The 24336-nt window shown below is 27.0% G+C and carries 28 protein-coding genes; 1 reads left to right on the forward strand and 27 read right to left on the reverse strand.

What is annotated here, in order from left to right; translation table 11 throughout:
• Positions 1-3: 3 nt before the first annotated feature.
• The 9 genes from ACYQ1T_RS14440 to ACYQ1T_RS14480 all read right to left on the reverse strand — a co-directional run bounded on the left by ACYQ1T_RS14440 (position 4) and on the right by ACYQ1T_RS14480 (position 6015).
• Positions 4-465, reverse strand: a complete 462-nt coding sequence (locus ACYQ1T_RS14440; protein WP_459836086.1) for a hypothetical protein — start codon at positions 463-465, stop codon at positions 4-6.
• Entirely contained in the window at positions 456-971 is a 516-nt protein-coding gene (locus ACYQ1T_RS14445; RefSeq protein WP_459836088.1) for a type II secretion system protein, read from the reverse strand. Before ACYQ1T_RS14445 ends, ACYQ1T_RS14440 begins: the two co-directional genes overlap by 10 nt.
• Positions 928-1083, reverse strand: a complete 156-nt coding sequence (locus ACYQ1T_RS14450; RefSeq protein WP_459836091.1) for a hypothetical protein — start codon at positions 1081-1083, stop codon at positions 928-930. The genes ACYQ1T_RS14445 and ACYQ1T_RS14450 overlap by 44 nt, the downstream gene beginning before the upstream one ends.
• A gap of 138 nt (positions 1084-1221) precedes the next feature.
• Positions 1222-1677, reverse strand: a complete 456-nt coding sequence (tnpA, locus tag ACYQ1T_RS14455) for an IS200/IS605 family transposase (RefSeq protein ID WP_459831012.1) — start codon at positions 1675-1677, stop codon at positions 1222-1224.
• 126 nt (positions 1678-1803) lie between these two features.
• Positions 1804-2070 (reverse strand): hypothetical protein, encoded by a 267-nt coding sequence (locus ACYQ1T_RS14460; RefSeq protein ID WP_459836093.1) that lies wholly within the window; start codon positions 2068-2070, stop codon positions 1804-1806.
• On the reverse strand, positions 2067-2522 hold the full coding sequence (locus ACYQ1T_RS14465; RefSeq protein ID WP_459836096.1) for a type II secretion system protein: 456 nt from the start codon (positions 2520-2522) through the stop codon (positions 2067-2069). Before ACYQ1T_RS14465 ends, ACYQ1T_RS14460 begins: the two co-directional genes overlap by 4 nt.
• Positions 2522-3565, reverse strand: coding sequence for a type II secretion system F family protein (locus ACYQ1T_RS14470; protein ID WP_459836098.1), 1044 nt, complete (start codon positions 3563-3565; stop codon positions 2522-2524). Before ACYQ1T_RS14470 ends, ACYQ1T_RS14465 begins: the two co-directional genes overlap by 1 nt.
• Entirely contained in the window at positions 3540-4925 is a 1386-nt protein-coding gene (locus ACYQ1T_RS14475) for a GspE/PulE family protein (RefSeq protein WP_459836099.1), read from the reverse strand. Before ACYQ1T_RS14475 ends, ACYQ1T_RS14470 begins: the two co-directional genes overlap by 26 nt.
• A gap of 103 nt (positions 4926-5028) precedes the next feature.
• Positions 5029-6015, reverse strand: coding sequence for a hypothetical protein (locus ACYQ1T_RS14480; protein WP_459836100.1), 987 nt, complete (start codon positions 6013-6015; stop codon positions 5029-5031).
• Between the two features lie 298 nt (positions 6016-6313).
• Here ACYQ1T_RS14480 and ACYQ1T_RS14485 point away from each other — a divergent pair, with 298 nt between their 5' ends.
• Positions 6314-8065 (forward strand): Rqc2 family fibronectin-binding protein, encoded by a 1752-nt coding sequence (locus ACYQ1T_RS14485; protein ID WP_459836102.1) that lies wholly within the window; start codon positions 6314-6316, stop codon positions 8063-8065.
• 56 nt (positions 8066-8121) lie between these two features.
• On the opposite strand, the gene ACYQ1T_RS14490 is transcribed toward ACYQ1T_RS14485, so the two are convergent.
• The 18 genes from ACYQ1T_RS14490 to ACYQ1T_RS14575 form a co-directional block, all read right to left on the reverse strand.
• Complete coding sequence (locus ACYQ1T_RS14490) at positions 8122-9279, reverse strand: THUMP domain-containing class I SAM-dependent RNA methyltransferase (RefSeq protein WP_459836104.1); 1158 nt, start codon at positions 9277-9279, stop codon at positions 8122-8124.
• Between the two features lie 18 nt (positions 9280-9297).
• Complete coding sequence (pyrR, locus tag ACYQ1T_RS14495) at positions 9298-9834, reverse strand: bifunctional pyr operon transcriptional regulator/uracil phosphoribosyltransferase PyrR (protein ID WP_459836107.1); 537 nt, start codon at positions 9832-9834, stop codon at positions 9298-9300.
• A gap of 11 nt (positions 9835-9845) precedes the next feature.
• Entirely contained in the window at positions 9846-10757 is a 912-nt protein-coding gene (locus ACYQ1T_RS14500; protein ID WP_459836110.1) for an RluA family pseudouridine synthase, read from the reverse strand.
• A 126-nt stretch (positions 10758-10883) separates the two neighbouring features.
• Positions 10884-11483: a DivIVA domain-containing protein gene (locus tag ACYQ1T_RS14505; protein ID WP_459836113.1), complete on the reverse strand. Its 600-nt coding sequence runs from the start codon at positions 11481-11483 to the stop codon at positions 10884-10886.
• A gap of 15 nt (positions 11484-11498) precedes the next feature.
• Entirely contained in the window at positions 11499-12269 is a 771-nt protein-coding gene (locus ACYQ1T_RS14510) for a YlmH/Sll1252 family protein (protein WP_459836115.1), read from the reverse strand.
• The gene (locus ACYQ1T_RS14515; RefSeq protein ID WP_459836576.1) at positions 12266-12517 is read right to left on the reverse strand and encodes a YggT family protein; all 252 of its coding nucleotides are present in this window, start codon (positions 12515-12517) and stop codon (positions 12266-12268) included. The genes ACYQ1T_RS14510 and ACYQ1T_RS14515 overlap by 4 nt, the downstream gene beginning before the upstream one ends.
• Positions 12518-12529: 12 nt before the next feature.
• On the reverse strand, positions 12530-12979 hold the full coding sequence (locus ACYQ1T_RS14520) for a cell division protein SepF (protein ID WP_459836117.1): 450 nt from the start codon (positions 12977-12979) through the stop codon (positions 12530-12532).
• A gap of 16 nt (positions 12980-12995) precedes the next feature.
• Positions 12996-13649, reverse strand: coding sequence for a YggS family pyridoxal phosphate-dependent enzyme (locus tag ACYQ1T_RS14525; protein WP_459836119.1), 654 nt, complete (start codon positions 13647-13649; stop codon positions 12996-12998).
• A gap of 93 nt (positions 13650-13742) precedes the next feature.
• On the reverse strand, positions 13743-14480 hold the full coding sequence (locus ACYQ1T_RS14530) for a DUF881 domain-containing protein (protein ID WP_459836121.1): 738 nt from the start codon (positions 14478-14480) through the stop codon (positions 13743-13745).
• Positions 14481-14492: 12 nt separating this feature from the next.
• A complete protein-coding gene (locus tag ACYQ1T_RS14535; RefSeq protein ID WP_459836123.1) occupies positions 14493-14831 on the reverse strand; it encodes a small basic family protein in 339 nt (112 codons plus the stop codon).
• A gap of 12 nt (positions 14832-14843) precedes the next feature.
• Entirely contained in the window at positions 14844-15566 is a 723-nt protein-coding gene (locus ACYQ1T_RS14540) for a DUF881 domain-containing protein (protein ID WP_459836125.1), read from the reverse strand.
• A 16-nt stretch (positions 15567-15582) separates the two neighbouring features.
• Positions 15583-16335: a cell division protein FtsQ/DivIB gene (locus tag ACYQ1T_RS14545; protein ID WP_459836127.1), complete on the reverse strand. Its 753-nt coding sequence runs from the start codon at positions 16333-16335 to the stop codon at positions 15583-15585.
• Positions 16336-16489: 154 nt separating this feature from the next.
• Complete coding sequence (spoVE, locus tag ACYQ1T_RS14550) at positions 16490-17620, reverse strand: stage V sporulation protein E (RefSeq protein ID WP_459836129.1); 1131 nt, start codon at positions 17618-17620, stop codon at positions 16490-16492.
• Positions 17621-17643: 23 nt separating this feature from the next.
• On the reverse strand, positions 17644-18618 hold the full coding sequence (gene mraY, locus ACYQ1T_RS14555; RefSeq protein ID WP_459836131.1) for a phospho-N-acetylmuramoyl-pentapeptide-transferase: 975 nt from the start codon (positions 18616-18618) through the stop codon (positions 17644-17646).
• Positions 18619-18654: 36 nt separating this feature from the next.
• Positions 18655-20019 carry a UDP-N-acetylmuramoyl-tripeptide--D-alanyl-D-alanine ligase gene (locus tag ACYQ1T_RS14560; RefSeq protein ID WP_459836134.1) on the reverse strand — a complete coding sequence of 455 codons (1365 nt, stop codon included), beginning with the start codon at positions 20017-20019 and terminating at the stop codon, positions 18655-18657.
• A 15-nt stretch (positions 20020-20034) separates the two neighbouring features.
• On the reverse strand, positions 20035-21480 hold the full coding sequence (locus ACYQ1T_RS14565) for a UDP-N-acetylmuramoyl-L-alanyl-D-glutamate--2,6-diaminopimelate ligase (RefSeq protein WP_459836136.1): 1446 nt from the start codon (positions 21478-21480) through the stop codon (positions 20035-20037).
• A gap of 100 nt (positions 21481-21580) precedes the next feature.
• Positions 21581-23776 carry a stage V sporulation protein D gene (locus tag ACYQ1T_RS14570; RefSeq protein WP_459836138.1) on the reverse strand — a complete coding sequence of 732 codons (2196 nt, stop codon included), beginning with the start codon at positions 23774-23776 and terminating at the stop codon, positions 21581-21583.
• 44 nt (positions 23777-23820) lie between these two features.
• Positions 23821-24318: a cell division protein FtsL gene (locus tag ACYQ1T_RS14575; RefSeq protein WP_459836140.1), complete on the reverse strand. Its 498-nt coding sequence runs from the start codon at positions 24316-24318 to the stop codon at positions 23821-23823.
• Positions 24319-24336: the final 18 nt, after the last annotated feature.

Raw genomic sequence — 24336 nt, forward strand, 5'->3', positions numbered from 1 at the left:
CTTTTACCCAAATATAAAATCTGTTTTATTTAAAGATGGTATTAAAACTATTTTATCTTCATGTGAATTGCTTTTTAGCTTCATCTCTAAATAAGTATATTTTTTACTATTTCCCTTTTCTTCTACAATATAATCTTCATTTCTTGTTATAACTATCTTTCTTCCCTTAAACCCTGTATTTTTATATTCATATATTATTTTATTCTCATTTTCATCTTCTAATAATTTCTCTTCCTTGATTTTATTGACTAAATCTTTATTGTTATTTATAGATTCACAAGCTTTATATAAAAATTCTTCTTCCTTTAAAGAAATTGTTCTTATATCAAATTTCGTATCAAACAAACTTGATTTTATATAATTGTTAGAAATCAATTTATTTAAGTATATGCTAATTGAAAATATAAACATTAAAATTACAAGTGATTCTAATAATATATAGCCTTTTTTCTTTTTTATAAACATTGAATTCGCCTTTCGCCATTTAATAATCCTATATTTATATAGCTAATGTTTTCTTTTTTTATAATATTAAATTCCGATACATTTCTTAGTACTATATTAGTACTTAAGTTTATATTATTTTTGCTAGTTATAAGTACTATTTTTCTTTCTATGTTATCTAACATAATGGTTTTCTTTATTGTTTTTTCAGTATTAAACTTTTCTAAAGAAACAACCTCAATTTTCCCATTTTCTAAGTTTCCTTCTTGTATATTTATTTCTTTAATCATATTTTCTTTTAAGATTCTATCAATTGTTATCATAGCATCATCTAGATTATCATTTCTAATATTTACATTTATACTGTCTTTAAAAATATTTAAATTTTTTATTATTATACTCATACCAACTGAAAGAACTATACTACTTATACATATACAAATAACTACTTCAACTAATGTATACCCTTTATTTCTTTTATTTTTATATTTCCTCCATCCAATAAGATTTAATAAATTTTCTTTCACTTATTACCTCCTTGCCACCTAACATTTTCTTTACTACAATTTTCAGTTCCAAAGTATGGCCATTATTTATTTCATTAATCTTAGAAATGATAATATCATCTCCTTTTTTCATACTTTCTATAGAAGTTACTGATAAGTCTTTAATAAAAATCCACCAGCTTAGCTGGTGGTATTTCCTAAGCCCTATAAGGGCCTCTTACCTGCATTGCGCCTTAAGGCGCTTAAATTGGTTCGCCAGCCGCATACTATGTTACTTGCTACCCTTAAAAGGGTCCATATATTCTTTCATACTTATTTGATCTGAAATCATATCTTCTTTTTCTTGATTTCTTATATATTCTTCAATTGCCTTTCTATTTCTTCCTACTGTATCCACATAAAATCCACGACACCAAAAATGTCTATTTCCATACTTATACTTCAAGTTTGCAAATCTTTCAAAAATCATAAGACTACTTTTTCCTTTTAAAAATCCTACAAAGCCTGATACACTCATCTTTGGTGGTATCTCAACCAACATATGTATATGATCAACGCATACATGCGCCTCGATTATAGTTACACCTTTCCACTCACATAACTGTCTTAATATTTTACCTATTTCTTTTTTCTTTTCTCCATATAGCTCTTTCCTCCTATACTTAGGCGCGAATACTATATGATATTTACAATTCCATTTTGTATGTGATAAACTATTACTATCCATTACGGATGCCTCCTTTGGTTATTAAATTTGGCTGTCGAACCTAGTTTAATTATACCAAAGGAGGTTTTTATTTCCTACTGACCGCTAAAGCTTTTCGGAACTCACCTGCATAGCAGGTGGTTTTCATTAAACAAGAAAGTTATCATAGTATTCAAAAGATAAATTATTTTCAAGTAAAAATTTCTTTGTTTCTTTAAGAGTAATATTATATTTAACCTCATTAATAACCGAATATAATACTCTATTTACTTCCTCTTCTGAGAATCTAATAATCTTACTTCTCTCATTTCCCACCATAACTTTCATTGATATGTTAATTGCAATTACTAAAATTAACATTCCAACTATAACTTCAACAAGAATACTTCCCTTTGTCCTTAACTTTCTTATCACTCTTTCACCCCGATTATATCATTTCCTACCCCTATTGAAATTTCTATTAATTTGTTTTTATCTCTCTTATTTACCATATTAATAGTTCCTGGTGTTGTAATAAATCCCGACTCATCTATTTTAATTATGTTTCCTTTAAAGTTATTTCCAACATTAATATAACTTGGGAACTTTATTTCTTTAGTTATATTTATTTTTGATCCACCTGCACTTAAAACAAAAGTCTTTTTATCAAGGGACATTGCAATATCTCCTGTTACACCATATTTCCTACAAAAACTTTTTCCTAAGCTTAAAAGTTGCCTAACCTCATAAATATAGCTTGTGAATTCCACATCACTTTTAGCTTTAGAAATAGAGGTTATAAATTTTATCCCCACTGTTAATAGCGTTCCTATAATAAAAAGTACTACCACTAACTCTATTAAAGTAAATCCTCTTTTTCTTTTCACTATATTCCTCCAATTAAGGAATTAAATAAAGGTAATACAAAAATACCAATAAATATTACTACAATTACTGCCATTACAATTATCATTACTGGTTCTACTAATTTCAAAAATTCATTTATTTTTGATATAGTTTTTCTTTCTAAATAACAAGATAATGACTCAAGCCTTTTATCTACCGATCCACCTTCTTCTCCAAGTCTTATTATTGCAATTGAATAACTTGAAAATTGATTTAATTCTTCCAATGAATCCGCTAATCCAATTCCATTTATTATATTTTTATTTAATAGGTTGAAATTTTTTCTTAAAGTTACCTCTCTAAAACTTTCTTCACAATAATTTAATCCCTTTGATAAGTTAATTCCGCTTTTTACTATTATAGATAATAATGATATTAATATATATTCATTTAAGTCTCTAAAAAAGGTAATTTTATTTACAAAAGTTACTTTTTTGTATTTTAATAAATTTAATATTCCTAAAGATAATAGTCCCCCCCAACAAAATATAAAAGCCATACCATTAATAAAATTAGATTTTATATAGTTAACAAAAATATACATAGCTTCACATATTAATGGAGGTTCAATTCCAGATGATATATAAAAATCATAAAAACTTGGTATAATACCAAAAATCATAAAGAATATCATAACTATTATAGAAATTAATAATAAAGTAGGGTAAGATAAAGCACTTTTAATACTTTTCTTTATATTTGACATTTTTAAATAATATTCTTCTATCCCCCTTAAAACCTCAGTTAACCTTCCACTTTTTTCACCAACTGCAATCATACTTATAAAAAATTCTGGATATAGATAACTACTCTGCCTAAGTCCATCCTCTAATGACATTCCATTATTTACATAAGTTTTTAATAAAGTTATACTATTTTTATAAGCATTAGTAAGTGGTAACTCTAATAGTAAATCCATAATTATTAAAAATGGAATTCCTTCATCATAAAGCATTGCCATATTTGATGCTATAATATGAAGATTATTATCATCATATTTAGGATATTCCCTTCTTATTTTCAACCTCTTCAACCCCTTCCATCTGTAAAAACTCATTATAATCTTCTGTTGTTATAGATCCAGATTTAAGTAATAGATCTAAATTGTCTATCATCTCTGAATTATTTAATAAATTTATTTCCTGGAAAATATTTGAAATAAATTCTTTATCATTATCTAAGTAATATATTGCACATACTATCGATCTTCCTTTATACCCAGTATAATTACAATATGAACATCCACACTTTTTATATTTCTTTAAAGTTTCACCCTTAAATATAAAATTGCCAATTTCTTTTTTGCATTTCTCACATAAAACCTTAATTAGTCTTTGTGAAATAATCCCTATTAAAGAATCTTTTAAAAGATAATCTTTAACCCCCATATCTTCTAGCCTTAAATAAACATCTCTAGGTGTTTTAGTATGAATAGTTGAATATACTTTATGCCCTGTTAATGAAGCTCTTACTGCCATTTGAGCTGTTTCTTCATCTCTTATTTCCCCAATCATCATTGCATCTGGATCTTGCCTTAAAATACTTCGTAAACCATTTGCAAAATCTATATCTACTTTTCTATTTAGAGAAACTTGATTTATACCTTCTATCAAGATTTCTACAGGATCCTCAATTGTTGTAATATTAATATCCATATTATTTATTTCCTGTAATATGGTATATAGAGTAGTAGATTTACCACTCCCAGTTGGTCCATTTATTATAGTTAGTCCGTGTTTTCTAGATATTATTTTTTTAATTTTTTCATATTGATATTGTGTTAAATTTAAACTTTTCAACGAATAATTAAAGACTGTTCCATATAAAATTCTAACCACTAATTTTTCGCCATAAAAAGTTGGTAATGTAGAAATTCTTAAGTCATAATTTTTTTTATCTAATCTTATTGTATATTTTCCATCTTGTGGTCTTCTTTTTTCTGTTATATCCATATTACTTTCAATTTTAATTTTAGATAAGAGTATATTATACTCATTATGAGTAACTTTATATTGTAATATAAGTACACCATCAATTCTAAAGCGTATAATTACGTCTTTTTTACCTGGTTCAAAATGAATATCAGATGAATTATACTTAATTGCATTTTCTAATATATCATTTACTAAGTTTTCACTTTCTCCTAAGAAAACCTTATCTATCATAGAATAAATATAATCTTCTGTACAAATATCAACAATTATATTTTTATTATAGATAAATTTTATCTCTTCAAAATTTGCTCTATTTTCTTCTTTAGCAATTATAACTATATTTTCATCTATTACTTTAATTGGCAAAAACTTTTTAGTCTTAGCTTGATTTATATTAACTTTTCTTGCAACATTTAAGTCTACCTCATTAATATAATTTTTATTATTCAAAACACCACCACCTAGCATAATTATTAACCATATTTTTACATATTATACAGTTAAAAAATAATAAAAAAAATATATTCATAACATTTACGTTATGAATATATTTTTAACTAAACCTTATGAAATAGTATTTAGAATTATCATTAGTTAAGTATTTTACTTCACCATTTTCATATAAATATACATTTTCCTTTTCAAAAGATTCATTACTGCCTACAAATAATAAATTACCTTTTTCATCTTGTGATAAACCTTTTTCTAAATGAAGCATAGTAGGAAAATCAAAAACTAATCTTTTAAATTTCCCTCCTTCAATTTTATATATTGAATAATTATTATCTACCATTTTACCTAACATATAAACTGCATCATTTATTATTATAATATCATTTACTTCTAAAACATCTTTAGTAAGCTCAGCTACATTTTTATTTTTATCTACTGATTTAAGAACTTTTTTCTTATTTGTAGTTTCTTGTAAAAATATTACGCCATTACCTGATACCTTAAAAAACTCTATATATCCAACTTCTAATTTATATAGTAGTTCTTCTTTTTTTTCGGAAATATTATACATAAATATTCCATTTCTTTTATTATTATCAATTCCATAATAAACTATTGTTTCCTCATCTAACCAATCTAAAAAATCTCCTGAAATAGCTACATTACTATTAAATTCTATATTTTTATTCTTTTCAACATCTAATAATTTCACTTCTAAAATTGGATCACCAGTAAAATAAGAAACATATTTTCCACCTGAAGATATTTTGCTACTTATTACTTTATCATCTTCTATAGGTATTTCTTTTCCATTAGAATATATGTAATTTTTCCCTTCTGAATTATATAAGTATTTTAAGCTCTTTTTATCAAAAGCTGTAATAGTTTTATTTAAGTCAACTTTAGAATATGCGTTGTTTATATAGTCGTATATTTTATATTCTCCATTAGCTTCCTTTGCCACTGCCCCTTGTGATAATTTTAGTTCAACCTTTTTTTCATTATTTTCTTTATTACATCCAATGAAAAAAAAGCTTGTAACTATTAAAGTAGCAAATAAACAAATATGTCTCTTTCTTTTTTTCATATTTTCTACCTCATCTATGAATATGCTAATTACACTTAAAAACTTTTAACTTTTATTTATATTAATATGGTTTTTTCCATTTTAATACTTTCTTTTACATTATACCCTTAATTATCATTTGCTACAATACAAGAAATAATAACTATTACTGTAATCTATGTTTAAATTTACCACATTTATGATTAAAGTAAATATAAAATTTATTTTAACACCATACTACTCTGTATATTCCATTGATAAAGTAACTCTATAAATGTTATACTATCCTTAACTTACTACCAAAGAAAGGATGATACTTATGGCTTTAGATGGTATCTACTTATATAGTTTAATTGATGATTTAAAAAAATCAATATTAAATTCTAAAATAGATAAAATAAATCAACCGGAAAAAGATGAAGTGATTTTTACATTAAGAAAAGAAAGACAAAATTTAAAACTCTTGATATCTGCATCATCAAAATTTCCAAGAATTCATCTTACAAATATAAATAAAGTAAATCCACTTCAAGCACCAATGTTTACAATGGTTTTGAGAAAATATTTAATAGGTGGAAAAATTATTGATATTTCTCAAATAGATGGAGATCGTATTGTTAAAATTGATATAGAATCTACTGATGAAATGGGTTTTAACAGTAAATATTTTTTAATAACTGAAATAATGGGAAGACATAGTAATATTACTCTTATTAGAGAAAGAGATAATAAAGTTATGGAGTGTATAAAACATATAACACCAAATATAAATAGCTTTAGAGTTCTTTATCCTGGAGTTAATTATGTTTATCCTCCAGCCTCTAAAAAACTTAATCCTTTTAATTTTACAATTAGTAGTTTAGATTTCTTTATTAATGAAAATAATATATCTTATGATGAAAATTTATTTTCAAAGGTTTTTACTGGAATCGGTAAAGAATTATCAGTAAATCTTTTTAATAGTTTTATAAATAGTAATAATAATTTAAGTTCTAAAGAAATATTATCTTTTATAAATAATTTTATATTAAATTTAAAAGATAATATATGTCATAGAATTTATAAGGATTCAGAAATCTTCAAAGATTTCTATTGTATAAAATTAGGAACTTTAGAAAATAAGTATTCAACTATTGTTTTTGAAGATCCAAGTAAACTATTAGAAGAATTTTTTGCAACTAAAGATAAGCAAGAAAGACTTACTAATAGATCAATAGACTTGCAAAGACTTATTAATACTAACATAGACAGATGTATTAATAAAGATAAAAAACTTAATAATATATTAAGAGATTGTAATGAAAAGGAAAAGTTTAGAATAAAAGGCGATTTGCTTACTTCTTTTATATATGAAGTAAAAAAAGGTGATAAAGAAATTACTGTTTGTAATTTTTATAGTGAAAAAGAAGAATATATAAATATTGAACTTGATGAAAATAAAACTCCATCTGAAAATATACAATTTTTATATAAGCGCTATAATAAATTAAAAAAATCTGAAGAAGCTGCACTAGAACAATTACTTAAAAATGCTGAGGAACTTGAATATTTAAACTCAGTTTTAACTAATATTTTAAATTGTGAAACATATATTGAAATTGATGATATAAAAAAAGAATTAATAGAAACTGGTTATTTAAAATTTAGAAATTCAAATAAATCTAATAAAAAAGAAAAAACTTCTAAACCTCTTCACTTTAAATCATCTGATGATATTGATATATATGTAGGAAAAAATAATTTGCAAAATGATTATTTAAGTTTAAAATTTGCAAATAAAAATTATATGTGGCTGCATACGAAAAACATTCCTGGTTCTCATGTTATTATTTGTTCTGATAATATTCCTGATAATACTTTGGAGGAAGCAGCTATACTTGCAGCTCATTATAGTAAAGCAAAGGAATCTACAAAAGTTCCTATAGATTATACACTAGTGAAAAATTTAAAAAAACCAACTGGTTCTAAACCTGGTATGGTTATTTATCACACTAACTATACATTATACACTGAGCCATCATACTATAATAATTTTGATATTATTAATAATAAAATAACTTTTAAAAAATAATATATTCTAAAAATACACCCTAGAAATTTTCTAAGGTGTATTTTTACTTTAAAACTTTAAATATGATTAATTACCATATCACCATCATTTTTAATTTGATTATTATCAAAATATTGATAATAATAACATTTTAGCTTACCACTATATAACTTTCTGTTTTTAGATGCTTTTCTTCCAAATGGCTCTTCAAATCTTTCAAATGATGTAAGTATATTATAATCCCAAGTTCCAAATCTTCTTTTGAATAATCCAAAAGTTTTATATAAGTTTTTAACCTCTTCCTTTTCTCCTAAACGTTCACCATATGGTGGATTTGATATAATAAATCCATATTTGTTACTATTAGAAAAATCATTAAAATCTCTCTTTTGGAATTCTATATATTTTGAAACTCCAGCTTTTTGCGCATTACTTCTTGCAACCTTTAACATTCTTCCATCAATATCATAACCTACTAATTTTATATCCTTATCTTTTATAGCTCTTTCAGCACCTTCTCTGACTTGTTCAAAAATATCACTATCCATTGTTGGCCAAGTTTCACATGTAAAACTTCTACACATTCCTGGTGCAATATTTAACATTATCATTGCGGCCTCAATTAGTATTGTTCCTGAACCACAAAAAGGATCTACAAGAACAAAATCTTCTTTCCATCTAGAAATCAATACCATTGCTGCAGCTAATGTTTCTTTAAGAGGAGCTATACCAGCTTCTTCTCTATAACCTCTTTTATGAAGCCCTGGACCTGATGTATCAATTGTTAATGTAACTTTATCTTTTAATATTGAAACTTCAATTTTATATAAAGGTCCACTCTCTTCAAAATGGCTAATTCCATAATGTTCACTCATACTATTAACTATTGCTTTTTTTACTATAGATTGACAGTCAGGAACACTATGTAAAGTTGACTTTACTGATTTTCCATTTACATGCATAATTCCATCCTTAGGAATTATTTCTGCCCAATTTACATTTTTTGTTCCTTGAAATAATTCTTCGAAACTTCTAGCTTCAAACTCTGCCATATTTATTAATATTCTATCTGCAGTTCTTAAATGAATATTAGCAATAGCTATATCCATTTCATCTCCAGTAAAATATACTTTCCCATTTTCAGTTTTTAAGTCTTCATATCCTAAAGCTTTTAATTCCTTTGCTGTAATTCCTTCTAAACCAAAAGTAGTAGTAGCAATTAAATTATATTCCATTATCTTTCTCCTTTGATTTTAATCTTCATAAATTTTTACTGAGTCATTCCCATCAATTTCTTCAATTTCTACGGCTATTATCTCTGACTTGGATGTTGGTATGTTTTTACCAACATAATCTGCTCTAATAGGCAATTCTTTATGACCTCTATCAATTAAAACTCCTAATTGAATTTGCTCTGGTCTTCCACAATCTATTATAGCATCAATTGCAGCTCTAACTGTTCTACATGTATATAATACATCATCAACTAATATAACTTTTTTACCTTTAACAGCTACACCTAAATCAATATTATTAACCTTTGGCATATCTTTAATTTCTGTAATATCATCTCTATATAAAGTTATATCTACGTATCCAACTGGAATTTCTACACCTTCTATATTTTTAATATTATTAGCTATTCTTTTTGCTAGAGGATATCCTCTTCTTTTTATCCCAACTAAAACTATATCCTCTACCCCTTTATTTTTTTCAATAATTTCATGAGATATTCTAATTAAACTTCTTTTTATAGCTTTATCATCTAATAAATTTGCTTTTAATTTCATAATACACCTCTTTATTTCCTAAGATTTTGTAGTAACTCATTATAATATTTAGGTAACTCTGAATCAAATTCCATATACTCTTTAGTTCTAGGATGTATAAATCCTAAAGTCTTTGCATGTAAAACTTGACCATTTAATTTAAACTTTTGCTTTTTTAATCCATACAAGGGGTCTCCTACCAAAGGATGACCTATAGATGCCATATGAACTCTTATTTGATGTGTTCTTCCTGTTTCTAATTTACATTTAACTAATGATGTTCCATTATTATACTGCTCTAAAACTTCATAATGTGTTACTGCCCTTTTCCCATCATCAATAATAGCCATTTTTAGTCTTTCCTTTTTATGCCTACCTAATGGTTTATCTATAGTACCCTCTAATTTATTAAATTTACCTTCTACTAAAGCATAATACTCTCTTTTTATACTGTGGTCTTTAAATTGAATAGCTAAATTATTATGAGCTTCATCATTTTTTGCTATTACTAATATTCCTGAAGTATCTTTATCTATTCTATGAACTATTCCAGGTCTTATAACTCCATTTATACCTGATAAGTCCTTACAATGATATAAAATAGCATTAACTAATGTTCCAGTATAATTCCCTGGTGCAGGATGAACTACCATGCCTTGAGGCTTATTTATAACTGCGACATCTTCATCTTCATAAATAATATTTAAAGGTATTTCCTCTGCTTTAATATCTAAAACTTCAGGCTCTGGCATAATTATCGATATAATATCATCTTTTCTTATCTTATAATTACTTTTTACTTCACATTTATTTACAAGAATATTTCCACTACCCATTAATCCCTGAATAAAAGATCTTGATTTTCCCTCTATTACAATAGTAAGGTATTTATCTAATCTTTCACCTATATTTTCTTCTACAGTATTTATAATAATTTCATCCATTATTTTAAATCTCCACTTCTATAATAATCCTTACCACATTATAATATATTGAAAAAATATTCTCAATAAAAAACTCTATATCCTTAATAAAAACAAAAAAATCCGTTTTTCACGGATTTTTAGATATTATTTTTTTGCAAAGAAACTTTTTATTTCATCCATATCATCTGTATATACTTCTTCTACTTCTTCGATATTATCTTCTGATAATTCAATATTCTTTTCACAAATCATTTGTAACTCTTCAACTGGTTCTGCTACACTATAATTTTTTGTTAAGTCTTTTTCTAATTCATCAAAGGTTTGAGTTTGAGTATTCATAAAGTTTCTAAACTTAGCTCTAAATTTAATAAACTCTTGTCTAACTTTTTCATACTCATCATTGATTTGTATAACATCACCATGAGCCTTATCTAATATTTTTTGTGCTGTTTCATTAGCATTTTTTATTACCATATCAGCTTCTTTTTGAGAACTTTCTCTTGCTTGTTCAGCTGCATTTTGTGCTAGTAATAATGTATTTTGTATAGTATTTTCAATTTTTGAATAATGCTCAACTTGGTCATTAACTCTAGCTAAACTTTCCTTTAACCTTGAATTTTCCTTATAAAGTTCTTCATAATTTTCAACAACTTCATCTAAAAACTCGTCTACTTCCTCTACATTATACCCTCTTAATCCCTTTTTAAACTCTTTATTATTGATGTCCATTGGAGTAAGCTTCATAAAACCACCTCTATATTATGTATATTTTTTTATCATCACTCTTTGCTTACCACTTTTAGTACTGCCAACTATATCTCCTACTATAAACTTTCCAATACCTCTAACAGTAATTCTAGTGTCTTTTGAAATTTCTTCACTTTTACTCTTTACTCTAACATAATTAATTAAAACTTTTCCATTATCAATTAATTCTAGAGCCTTTGTTCTAGATATATTAGATACCTTAGAAACAAAACTATCTATTCTTAAAGAAGCTATTATAATAACTTCTTCCTTAAAATCAAAGTTTGGTAATATATCAATATTGGTTATTTCATTAATTTCTACTGGTACTTTACCAATAGATTGTAAATTAAAAATTATATAATTGCTAATTCCATCTGATACGGGAACATATGCCCTATTATCCTTTACTAAAACATCTCCAATCTTTTCTCTTTCTATGCCTAAAGACATTAAAGCACCAAGATAATCTTTGTGCTGAAGAGTAGAAAAATTTGATTTATTATTTATTTCTAACATAATCATAGGATAATTTTCATTATATAAATTATTAAAGGATATCATTCTTCTTTCTGAATCTTTAAAAGCACCTAAAGTATCAATTTTCAAATTACTAGTTATTAAATTTCTCTGAAAAAAGCTCCATATATTTGGAGGATAGAAAGAATTTGTGAAAACTACAATATCTTTTTTATATGCTAACATCATTTTTTCATATACATTAAGTGCTTCATTAACTTCATATTTATCAAAACTTTTAATTATTAATTCTTTATCTATCATAATAGTATTATCCTAATAAAATTTAAAAATAAAATTGCAAATATAGGAGAAAAATCAACTGCTGATACAGAAAAAAGCTTATTTTGTAATATCCTAAATGGTTCAAGTATAGGATAATTAAAATTTAATACTAATTTATACATTGCATTTTCTCTTAAATTTGGTATATACGACATTATTACTTCTGCCAAAATAGTAAATTCTAATAATTTAATTAGTAAAACTAAAGTTGTTCTTATTATGCCTATTTAAATCCCCTCCTATTTGTTCCAATTAAATAAGGCTTTTGAACTTAATTCATTTTTTAATTCGTTAGTTACTTCTACATTAGATGGTGATAGTAAATAAACTCTTTGTTCTATTTCTTGTAATGTAGCACCTAATACATAACAAGATCCACTAATAAAATCTACTAATCTTTGTGCAATTTTAGTTTCTAATGTAGTTGCATTAACTAATACTATCTTTCTTGCTTTTATAGCATCTGCAATTTCTCTTGCATCATCGTAGTTTGTTGGCTTTGTTACCATAACCTTTGCTGTTGATGCTGTATGGATATTAACAACTTTACTGCCCTTTTGCTTAGATATTATCGGCTCAATATCATCTTGAATTTCTTCTTCTACTTCCATTTCTTCTAGGTCATCAAACTCATCGTCATATTCGCCTAAACCTATAATTTCCTTAAATTTTCCAAACATGTTTCCCACTTTTTATTCCTCCACTCTATTTTCTACTTCCAAATATACCTTCCCCAATTCTAACAAGGTTTGCCCCTTCACTTATAGCAACTTCAAAATCTTTCGACATTCCCATTGATAGAATTTCCATAGATATATTGGAATAATCTTGCCCTTTTATTTTATTAAATATATTTTTCATTTCCTTAAAGTAATATCTATTACTTTCTTCTTCACCCTTTGGTATTATAGCCATTAGACCTTTTACCTTAACAAATTTACACTTTTCTATTTCTTTAATTATTTCATCTAATTCCTCTACTAATAGTCCACCCTTGCTATCTTCTCTTCCAATATTAATTTGTATTAATACATTAGCAATTGCTTTCCCTTTTCCAAATTCACTTTCAATTTTATGAAGAAGCTTTATACTAGATAAAGAATGAATTAAAAAAACTTTATTTACAATATATTTAACTTTATTTGTTTGTAAATTTCCTATTAAATGCCATTTTACATCTTTATGGAATATCTCTTCTTTGTAAATTAACTCCTGAACCTTATTTTCACCAAAATCTCTTATTCCAAATTCATAGGCCTTTTCTAAGTCCTCTAATGGTTTTGTTTTAGATACAGCAACTAATTTAACATCTTCAGGTATCTTTTGTATGATTGCTTTTATATTTTCTTCTATATTCAAATCTATAATCCCCCTAAAGATAAATTACTCTTTTATATTATTCTTCAAAAAAACTAAAATTCCTTCATTTTTTTAGATTTTTTTAATAAAATTTTATTTTACATCATATCTTTCCATATATTTTACATCCATATTTTGTATTGTAGCTGGAACTAATATTTCCGCTTTTTCTTCTATTTCTACCTTAAGCTTTCTTCTCGCAAGTTTTTGAATATGACTATCCTCTGCTAATAATGCTGCCTTTAATGTTCCTGGATCACCTATTGCATAAATATAAAAAGGTGCTCCTTCCATTGAGTCATCCTCAAATCCTATAAAAGCCCAATTGCAATTCACTCCTGTTAAACCAATTACTCTATGATTATTTATAGAAATTGCTTCTGCTCCAGCCTTTCTAATATCATTAAGAACTAAAGCCATATCATTATCATGTAATGTTTTTCTCCATACATCAAATTGAGTTTCAAGCTTTCTGTTATAATCGCCATCATTAATTTTTATAATTAAACCCGGTCCTTTTAAATCTATACTTCCATTTAACATACCATAATCTAGTAACTGCCTTTTCATATCATCTATTAGCTTTTCTTTTTTATTATCATTTCCACTATACTTATTTATTTTATATTTAGCTTGAGAATTATCATTTCTTAAAACTTCAATATCTTTATACAATTTATTCCTTTCATCAACTGCTTTTTTATATTCTACTGTATTTAATTGAGCAACTGACGGTGTTCTAGTTAAGTTTAAATTTATATTTGTAACTATTAGAACACCTACAGCTATAGAGGCTATAAAAATAAATATCTTCCCATTTAATCTTTTCATTTAATCACCTCTTTATCGTGACTTCACCTTCTCTATTATTAACCTTCTTATAACAGCAAAGTTATCGAATATTCTTCCACCAAATACAATTACAGCAGCAATATAAATAGGAATTCCTAATTTATCACCCAGGTACGCAAGACCTGCTGCTAAAGCAGCATTACCAAAAAAACCTGAAATAAATATATCCGCTTTAAAGTTTTTTGATAAAGAAGCTCTTACTGCTCCAAATACTGAGTCAAGACATGCAAGTATTGCTACTGACATATATGGTGAAAAGCTATCTGGTATATTTACATCTAATAATAATCCTAAAAGTACTCCGATTAAAAGTCCTATAAATGCAATCATTCTAATTCCCCCTTACTGTTTAACAGGTATAATATACTCAGTTTTTAAAGATTGTGTAGTTTTATTAATTACTATTTCATCACTTAATTTAATTTCACTATTATAATTTTGTAATGCATTATAATCTAAAACTCCTGCAAAACCTACAGCTGTTTCTAATTGCTTTTTATCTCCAATTACTTTTATTATTATTTTTTCCTTTGGATCAATTTTTCCAGCTGTACCTATCCATATATTATTCCCTGAATTTTTAATCCCAGTTTGTGGAGTTAATCTAAAGTCATTAACAGAAATCGCTTCTGCTCTTACATACTTTAATGAATTAACTACATGAACTATTTCATCTTCGCTTATTGTTCTTGAAGAATCATTTGCATTTGATCCAAAAATATTTGTCTTTGGAGTAATAGTTAATATAAGCCCCGGTCCCTTTACATCTACAAGCCCTAAATTCATTCTAGCATTATCAAGTTCCTTTTTTACTTTAGCTTCTACTTCCCCTTCTTTTGATGCTGCATCTTCTAAGCCTTTTAACTGTTCAGAAAGTAATGCATTTGTTTTTGTAAGTTCCTCTTTTTCCTTCTTTAATGAATCTATTTCTTCTATTATATTTAAATTTTGCTTATTAATATTTCCTGGATCTTTTTTATTCAATAATTTAAATTGATGTGAAAGTAAAAATCCTAGTAATGCACAAACAATTGCCACAACTATTTGAGAAGCTACTTTTTTCATCTATTTTCCCCCTCTTCTACTCTTCTTGTTTTATTACTGCTGGTCCATCATAACTTACATTTATGTAACCCTTTTTTATAACGCCTTGATCTATTGAATTTAAAACTAAATTCATTTTCTTTACAAGATTTTCACTATCACCTAAATAAATTTTAACTTCTCCTATAGAAGCTTTTATACTAGTCAAATCTGAAAGATCTATGTAAGAGAAAAAATATTCTTCCGGCATTTCTTGTATTATAGGGTAAAAATCATTTAATATTTTAGAAGTATTTTTATAATCATCTACTATTACTTCCCCTATTCCCTTGTTATTATTACTTAAACCAATAATTTCAACTAATTTTCTACCTTCTAAAGTATTAACTCTCTCAACTAAAACAAGATTATTATTTATAATCTTAATAGCCTCCCCGTCTTTAATATAGAAAGCTATTTTATTTTCTGTAATATTTATGTTAAGTTTATTTATTCCTCTTTTTTCTATAGAAATCTTGTTGATATATGGATTTTTCAAAAGACTTTTTTCAATTTCATTGTAATCCAATGTAAAGATATTAAGGCCTTTAAATCCTTCTACATTTTTTTGTATTTCCTCTTTATTTAATGTTATTACTCCATTTATTGTTATATCTTTAACATTAAATATTGATGCTTTATATATAAATATCACTAATGCTATAATTAAAACAAAAACCCATAATACTAATCTTCTAAGTGCTTTTTTTCTTTTCTTTTTATTTATAAACTCTTTTGCTTTTTTATCCATAACTCTCCTACTTTTACATAATATAATCTTTCATTTTAATAATAACACTTCATGGAATTTTTTTCATTACATTTTTATTAAATTTAATTTCTTTTTAAATTTTTTCAATAAAAAAAGAAGACATTTTTAGTGTCTTCCTTTTTAAATATTATATTTAATCATTGTTTACTATTTCTTTTCCAGAAACATTCCGAGATATGTTTAAAAGTATTCCCATTGCCATCATAGTAATTACTAGCGATGTTCCTCCATAACTTATAAATGGCATAGGAACTCCAGTAACCGGCATTGATCCTGTTACAACAGCTATATTAATTATAGCTTGAACCGCTATTACAGATGTTATACCAACAGCTAATAACGTTCCATAAGTATCTTTAGCTTTAATAGCTACTTTTATTCCCCTCCATATAAAGAAAATAAATAAAGATATTATTAATAAACATCCTATTAAACCTAATTCTTCACCTATAATAGAAAATATAAAATCATTATGTGGTTCTGGCATATAGAGTGTTTTTTGTCTTGATTGACCAAGACCAAGGCCTGTTATCCCACCTGCACCTAATGCATAAAAAGATTGTATTAATTGATAACCATCTCCTGCTGGATCTTGCCATGGATTTAGAAAATTAAGCATTCTTGCTCTTCTATATGGTTCAAAAAATATAAATCCCATTGCAGCTGCAATAAGAACCGGCGCAACTTTTCCAAACAAATCTACAAGTCGTCCTCCTGCTACAAAAAGCATTATGAAAGTAACAATCATAATTATTGCAGCTATACTTAGATTTTTTTCCAATAGTATCATTCCAGCAAAAAAACCTGCAACTCCTAAGTAAGGTACTATACCAGTCCAAAATTTCTTTACTCCATCACCTTTAATATCCAAACTCATTGCAACAAATAATACAACTACATATTTAGTAAGCTCAGATGGTTGAAAGGATAATGGTCCAAGCTGAATCCATCTTTTTGCACCATTTACTGCTGGAAAGAAAAATACAGCAACAAGTAAAGGAATTGTAACTATCAATAAGTATGGTGTTATCTTTTTAAGTTTATGATAATCTATAGACATCATAAAAATCATTGAAATCAATCCTATAATTGCACATAATAATTGTTTTCTTAAGAATACCATGCTATCACCCTCTTTAAACATAGCATAGTATGAACTTGCTGAATAAACCATAACCACTCCCACTGCTAAAAGAAGTACGACAGCATAAAATATGCCATAATCAATTTCTCCAACTTTTTTCTTGGGCTTAGTTCCTCTCATAAAAACTCCTCCAAATTAATTGATTAAAGGGCTATAAAACCTATAAAACATAGCAATACAGTTATAACAGAAAATACAGTAACAATTTTTGTTTCACTCCATCCAACTTGTTCAAAATGATGATGTATTGGAGCCATCTTAAATAATCTTTTTCCTCTTAATTTATAAGATGATACTTGTAAAATAACAGAAAGTGTTTCTATTACGTAAATTCCTCCAACTATTACAAGAAGTAATGGAAGCTCTAATACTAAAGCTATAGTTGCTATTGCTCCACCAATTGCTAATGAACCTGTATCTCCCATAAATACTCTAGCTGGATATGCATTATATTTTAAAAATCCTAATAATGTTCCAGCTAATGCAATTGAAAATACCGCAATTGACTCATGCTTCATAATAAAAGCAACTACTCCAAAGAATGTAAGTACTAATACTGTAACTGTAGAAGCTAATCCATCCAATCCATCAGTAAGGTTTACAGCATTGGTAACAGCTGCATAATATACTACTACAAATGGTATATAAAGTATTCCTAGTGGTATACTAGTACCAATGAACGGAATCTTTAAATTTGTTCCTAAATTAACATATCCATATATTGCGATAACACAAGAGAAAACAACAAGTAAAGCCATCTTTTGCCATGCCTTTAATCCTTCATTTTCTTTTTTGATTATCTTTAACATATCATCTAGGAATCCAATAAATCCAAAGGCTATTAAAGAATATAGTGCTATCATCGCTTCATCAGATACTTTGTATCTCATAGCTATCATTACGATAGCAGTAGCTAATATGAACATTACTCCTCCCATAGTAGGAGTTCCTGCCTTTTTTAAATGACTTTGTGGCCCTTCTTTTCTTATATTCTGACCAAACTTTAATCTTCTAAGTACTGGTATTGTTATTGGCCCTAGTATTAATGCTATTATAAAACCAAATACTAATGCTATAACTAAATTTGATGTTATTATATCTATTACCTTATCCCCCATATTATTCCTGCCTAATTAGGCAGTTCACCTCCTTCGTTATATTGAGATATTCTCTAAAGAAGTAATAATATCTTCAAACTTCATACCTCTTGAAGCTTTTACTAAAACTATATCATTTTCTTTGATATGTTTATTTAAGTTTCTTATTAATTCTTCTTTTGTGTTATAAACTTTAAGCAAGGATCCTTTAAATCCTTCTTTAAAGCTATCTACATAATCTCCGACCGCTATTAACAAATCTACTTTACTACTTGCATATTCACCAACATCTTTATGTGCACTAACAGATTCATCTCCAAGTTCAAACATAGTCCCTAAAATAGCTACTTTTCTATATTTTTTATAACTATTTAGTACATCTAAAGAAGATTTCATAGAATCTGGACTTGCATTATAGCAATCATTTATTATTGTAATTTTTTCTTTCTTTATCACTTGTAATCTCATTGATGTTGCTTCTAAATTATTTATACCTTTCTCCATTTCTTCAAAAGTTACCCCTAAGGAATCTGCTACTTTTATAGCAAGCATTGCATTTAATACATTATGCTTACCTGCCATTGGCAACTTAAAAGTATATCTTTCTTTATTTAACACAACATCAAATATAGTTTTATCCTCTTCTAGTATAATATTAGTTGCAATAACATCATATTCATGATTATATCCAATTTTATAAATTTCAAAACATTTTTTTCCAAGGTTTTTAAGTTTCTCATCTTCTCCATTAATAATAAGTATATTATCTTTTTCAAAAAATGATGTTATTTCCATCTTAGCTTTAAGTATATTATCTTGGGTTTTTAAATTCTCTATATGAGATAAACCTATATTAGTTATAACAGCAATATCTGGTCTTGCTGTTTTTGCAAGTAACTCTATTTCCCCTAAATCACTCATACCCATTTCTAATACTGCAACATCTATTGTACTATCTAATTCTAAAATCATTAATGGTAATCCAATTTGATTGTTAAAATTACCTTTTGTTTTAAAAACTTTATACTTATCACTTAAAACTGCTGCAATAATATCCTTTGTAGATGTTTTTCCACAAGAACCTGTTACCCCAACAATCTTTACTTTTAATTTATTTCTATAATAGTTAGCAAGCTTTAAAAGAGCCTCTAAAGTACTATCAACTTTTATTACTATACCTTTTTCTTTTAAAGCTTCTTTATCAAATAAAACTTCGTCTACAATAGCAATAGAAGCACCTTTATCAAAAGCTTCTTTTACAAAGCCATTACCATTAAAGTTCTCTCCTTTAATTGCTAAATATATATTATTTTTTTGAATCTTTCTTGTATCTATACATAAATTATTAAACTCTTTATTTTTACCGTCTATTAAAATTTCTCCATCAATTGCTTCTATAAGTTCAATAAAAGTTAATTCCAACTTAATCACCTCAGATTACTTTCTTAAAATTTCATCTACTATTTCTCTTTCATCAAAATGAATTACACCTTCATTAGTTATTTGATAATTTTCATGGCCTTTCCCTGCTAATACAACAACATCGCCTTCTTCTGCCATATTAAGTGCTAATTTTATAGCTTCAATTCTATTTTCTATAGCTAAGTAATTTGTCTTTGTAATACCATAAACTATTTCTTTTATTATAGCCATTGGATCTTCATTTCTAGGATTATCTGATGTAATTATTGCTAAATCAGCAAGTTCAGTCCCTATTCTTCCAAGTTCAGCTCTCTTAACTTTGTCTCTATCTCCACCACATCCATAAACTGCAATAAGTCTATTTTTTGTAAAGCCTCTTAACGTTTCTAGTATATTTTTAAGTCCATCTGGTGTATGTGCAAAGTCTATAATAACATCATAAGGAATATCATACTTATATCCTACTCTTTCGCAACGTCCTGGAACTACAACATCCATTAAACCTGCTTTTATAAAATCTTCATTAATTCCTAATGCTCTCATAGCTGAAATTGCTCCTAGTGCATTATATACATTATATTCGCCTGGTAATATAGAGTTAAATTCTTCTCCATTTACCTTAAAGTGAATATCTTTATCTTTTAATTTTAAATCTGATGCTTTTATGTTACTTTCATTATTAATTGAATATGTTATTACTTTTTTACTATTTAAATTTTCTACATCTTTTAAAACTTTATATCCATAGTTATCATCAACATTAATAATTGCTATATCACTTCTTTCAAACAATTTAAACTTTGCATTATAGTAATTATCAAAGCTCTTATGGAAATCTAAATGATCTCTTGTAAGATTTGTAAATATCCCTGTTTCAAAATGACATCCATATACTCTATCTAATTCCAATGAATGTGAAGATACCTCCATAACACAATATTCACATCCATGATTAACCATATCACTAAATAATTTTTGTAATTCTAATGACTCAGGAGTAGTTCTTTCTGATTTTATCTTTTCATTTCCTATATAATTAGCTATAGTTCCTACTAAACCTACTTTTTTTCCTGCCTTCTCTAAAATTGATTTTAATATATATACGGTTGTAGTCTTACCATTAGTCCCTGTAACACCTAGAAGTTTTAGTTTTTTAGTTGGATGTCCATAATAATTAGCTGACATAGTAGCTAATGCTTTTCTTCCTTCATTAACCTTAATAATAGTAAGTGTACCATCATTTTCAATATTTATATCTCTTTCACAAAGAATTACAGTTGCACCTAATTCAATTGCTTTTTTTGCATAATCATGTCCATCTACCTCAAATCCTTTTAAACAAACAAACATATCACCCTTAAGTATTTTTCTGCTATCATATTGAAGATGATTTATCTCCTTGTCTAATGACCCACCTAATACTTCATATTCAACACCATTTAATAATTCTAATAGTTTCATTTCACCATCTCCTTAATATTATGAAAGAATATCTCCTTATTTTTTTACAAAAATTTAGCATGTGAAACTTCCACATGCTAAATTAAAGGGAAATTCTTTTTTAATCACCATAATCTTCATTAAGCACTAATTTCACTTCTGTACCTTTAATAATAATTTCACCTTTGGGAATGCTTTGTTTAGTAACAACACCTTTTCCTTCAATGGTATATTTTATTCCTAATCCATTTAGAATTTTAGTTGCTGACTCAACTGAGTACCCCCTTAAGTCAGGCATAATAACGTTTTTATTATAATCTCCAGTTGTTCCTGTGTAAAGATTTATCTTCGTACCTTCTTTAACGGAATATCCTGGATAAGGTTTTATATCTGTTATTATAGACCCATTTCCATCAATATTATACTCTAAGTTGCTTTCTTTTAATACTTTTTTTGCTTCACTTACTTCAAGCCCTCTTATCTCTGGTATTATTACCTCTTTAACTATACTATTTATATTATCTTTTGAAAAGTCTGATTCCATATAATTAAATATATCTGTAAATAAATTATTTATTAAAGGAGCAACTATTTGTCCTGCATAATATGCTCCCGAACTTGGTTCATCTATAGATATAAATACTGCTATCTTAGGATCATCAACTGGAGCAAATGCTGCAGATGATGATATATATTTACCTGATTCATATCCACCACCATTAGGGTTTACTTTCTGAGCTGTACCTGTTTTACCAGCTATATGATATCCTTCTATATAAGATTTACTGGATCCTCCTTGGGCTACTGTTCTTTCAAGATAATCTCTTAGTATAGCTGTATTGCCTGCACTTAAAACTTCCTTTATTTCTGGTTCAAAACTTTTATCAACCACTCTACTTCCATTTTCATCATTGTAACTCACTTCTTTCATTACATGTGGTTGTATAAGTTTTCCTCCATTTGCAATTGAATTAAAAGCAGCCATATATTGAACTGCATTTAAGGTATTAGTTTGACCAAATGATATAGTTGCTAGATCAGCTTCTGCTATATCTTCTGTTTTTTTTACAATACCTTTAGCTTCTCCTGGTAAATCTATACCACTAACTTTTCCAAAGCCTAACTTTTTAATATATTCATTTAATTTTTCTTTTCCTATCCTTTTACCAATCTCCATAAACCCTACGTTACAAGAGTTTTGTAAGATTTCAGGAAGTGTTTGTGTTCCATGTCCTGATGTCTTCCAACATTTTATAGTATGAGGTCCTACTTTTAAATTACCATTACAAGTAAAAGTATCTGATTCCTTTACTAATCCCTCTTCCATATTAGCAATCATAGTAACTATCTTAAATATGGATCCTGGTTCAAAAGTATCATTTACTAAATGATTTCTCCACATTTTTTGTAGCTTATCACCTGCTGTCTCTCCTTGGAAATTTTCAGAACCTTCATATGGTTTATTAGGATTAAAATCTGGTTTATTTGCCATAGCTAATATTTCACCGGTATTAGGATCCATAATAAGCACAGATACTTGATTTGCTTTATTATCTATTAAACCTTTTTCTGCAGTTTTTTCTGCAAAGGCTTGAAGATTTCCATCTATAGTTAATGTAACATCTTTCCCATCCACCGGTGGGGAAAATTTAGAAATAGTATAAGGTAACTCATCATTATATTTATCTAATTCTGAAATTCTCAAACCTGGTGTTCCTGATAAATATTTATTATATTGTAATTCTACACCTGTTAATCCTTGTCCATCTATATTGGTACTCCCTAAAACATGAGCTAGAAAATTACCATTTGGATAATACCTCTTAGTATCTGGAGAAACAATTACACCTTGTATTTTTAAATCTTTTACTTTATCTGCTTGTTCTTTTTCTATTCTTCTAACTAATGTTGCTGAACCTGCATCTGCACCACTTGGAAGTTTTGTGTTAAGTTTTTTCAAAACTTTTTCATTTTCCATATCTAATGCAGTAGCTATTTTAGGTGAAATATCGTCATTTGTTAGATTTTCTTTTTTAAGATGAGATCTTATGGAATTCAAATCAAAATCTACTCTATAAACATTAGCAGAAACTGCAAGTTCAACACCATTTCGATCTAATATCCTCCCACGCCTAGCATCAATTTTAACTTCGCTTGTCCATTGCTCTTCTGCACGACTAGCATAGTCAGATCTTTTAACTATCATTATGTAGGATAGCCTAATAATCAATGCCCCAAATAAACAAGTTAATACTGTAAGGGCTAATGATATTCTCTTTTTCATTACCGCCTTATCTCTGTAATTCTTTTTATACAACTTCATTCCCCCATGTAATTGATAAAAAACATGTAGGATGCACTCTAATTAAATGCATCCTTAATCTTAGTAATTATATTCTTTTTAACTTCTGTTTTTTCCACTTCATTAGATAGGTTTGAAAAATAGTTTTTTGAATTATCTACAGTAACTGATATATTTTTATCTGGTGACTTCATTCCTAAATTTGCAGCTGTTGTTTTAACATTTTCTAAAGATGAATACTTTAGCAAATCAAATCTTAGTGCTTCTCCTTCTGCCTTTACTACTCTTATTTCATCTTTTATCATAGTAAGATTTTGTTGCATCTTATAAATTTTACCATACCTTCCAATTATCAAAACACCTAAACAGCTTATTAACGCTGCAACTTGAATTATATTTTTAGTTGCAATAATTTTAGCTTTTCTTATACGTTTATTTTTTTCTAATCTTTGCTTCTTTTCTTCTTCTAAACGCTTTTTCTTATTAGTATCATCATTTTTTCTCTTAGGTTGTATTACTGTGTTACCTCTTATATAATCATATTCTCTTTCCACCATTTTATTACATCCCCCAAA

The organism is Clostridium carnis, assembly GCF_054657435.1.

Bases quoted from the DNA above. Each gene is read 5' to 3' on its own strand.
- ACYQ1T_RS14440 (WP_459836086.1), bottom strand. From the start codon at position 465: ATGTTTATAAAAAAGAAAAAAGGCTATATATTATTAGAATCACTTGTA.
- ACYQ1T_RS14450 (WP_459836091.1), bottom strand. From the start codon at position 1,083: ATGAAAAAAGGAGATGATATTATCATTTCTAAGATTAATGAAATAAAT.
- tnpA (WP_459831012.1), bottom strand. From the start codon at position 1,677: ATGGATAGTAATAGTTTATCACATACAAAATGGAATTGTAAATATCAT.
- ACYQ1T_RS14480 (WP_459836100.1), bottom strand. From the start codon at position 6,015: ATGAAAAAAAGAAAGAGACATATTTGTTTATTTGCTACTTTAATAGTT.
- ACYQ1T_RS14485 (WP_459836102.1), top strand. From the start codon at position 6,314: ATGGCTTTAGATGGTATCTACTTATATAGTTTAATTGATGATTTAAAA.
- ACYQ1T_RS14490 (WP_459836104.1), bottom strand. From the start codon at position 9,279: ATGGAATATAATTTAATTGCTACTACTACTTTTGGTTTAGAAGGAATT.
- pyrR (WP_459836107.1), bottom strand. From the start codon at position 9,834: ATGAAATTAAAAGCAAATTTATTAGATGATAAAGCTATAAAAAGAAGT.
- ACYQ1T_RS14500 (WP_459836110.1), bottom strand. From the start codon at position 10,757: ATGGATGAAATTATTATAAATACTGTAGAAGAAAATATAGGTGAAAGA.
- ACYQ1T_RS14505 (WP_459836113.1), bottom strand. From the start codon at position 11,483: ATGAAGCTTACTCCAATGGACATCAATAATAAAGAGTTTAAAAAGGGA.
- ACYQ1T_RS14510 (WP_459836115.1), bottom strand. From the start codon at position 12,269: ATGATAGATAAAGAATTAATAATTAAAAGTTTTGATAAATATGAAGTT.
- ACYQ1T_RS14530 (WP_459836121.1), bottom strand. From the start codon at position 14,480: ATGAAAAGATTAAATGGGAAGATATTTATTTTTATAGCCTCTATAGCT.
- ACYQ1T_RS14535 (WP_459836123.1), bottom strand. From the start codon at position 14,831: ATGATTGCATTTATAGGACTTTTAATCGGAGTACTTTTAGGATTATTA.
- ACYQ1T_RS14540 (WP_459836125.1), bottom strand. From the start codon at position 15,566: ATGAAAAAAGTAGCTTCTCAAATAGTTGTGGCAATTGTTTGTGCATTA.
- ACYQ1T_RS14545 (WP_459836127.1), bottom strand. From the start codon at position 16,335: ATGGATAAAAAAGCAAAAGAGTTTATAAATAAAAAGAAAAGAAAAAAA.
- spoVE (WP_459836129.1), bottom strand. From the start codon at position 17,620: ATGAGAGGAACTAAGCCCAAGAAAAAAGTTGGAGAAATTGATTATGGC.
- mraY (WP_459836131.1), bottom strand. From the start codon at position 18,618: ATGGGGGATAAGGTAATAGATATAATAACATCAAATTTAGTTATAGCA.
- ACYQ1T_RS14565 (WP_459836136.1), bottom strand. From the start codon at position 21,480: ATGAAACTATTAGAATTATTAAATGGTGTTGAATATGAAGTATTAGGT.
- ACYQ1T_RS14575 (WP_459836140.1), bottom strand. From the start codon at position 24,318: ATGGTGGAAAGAGAATATGATTATATAAGAGGTAACACAGTAATACAA.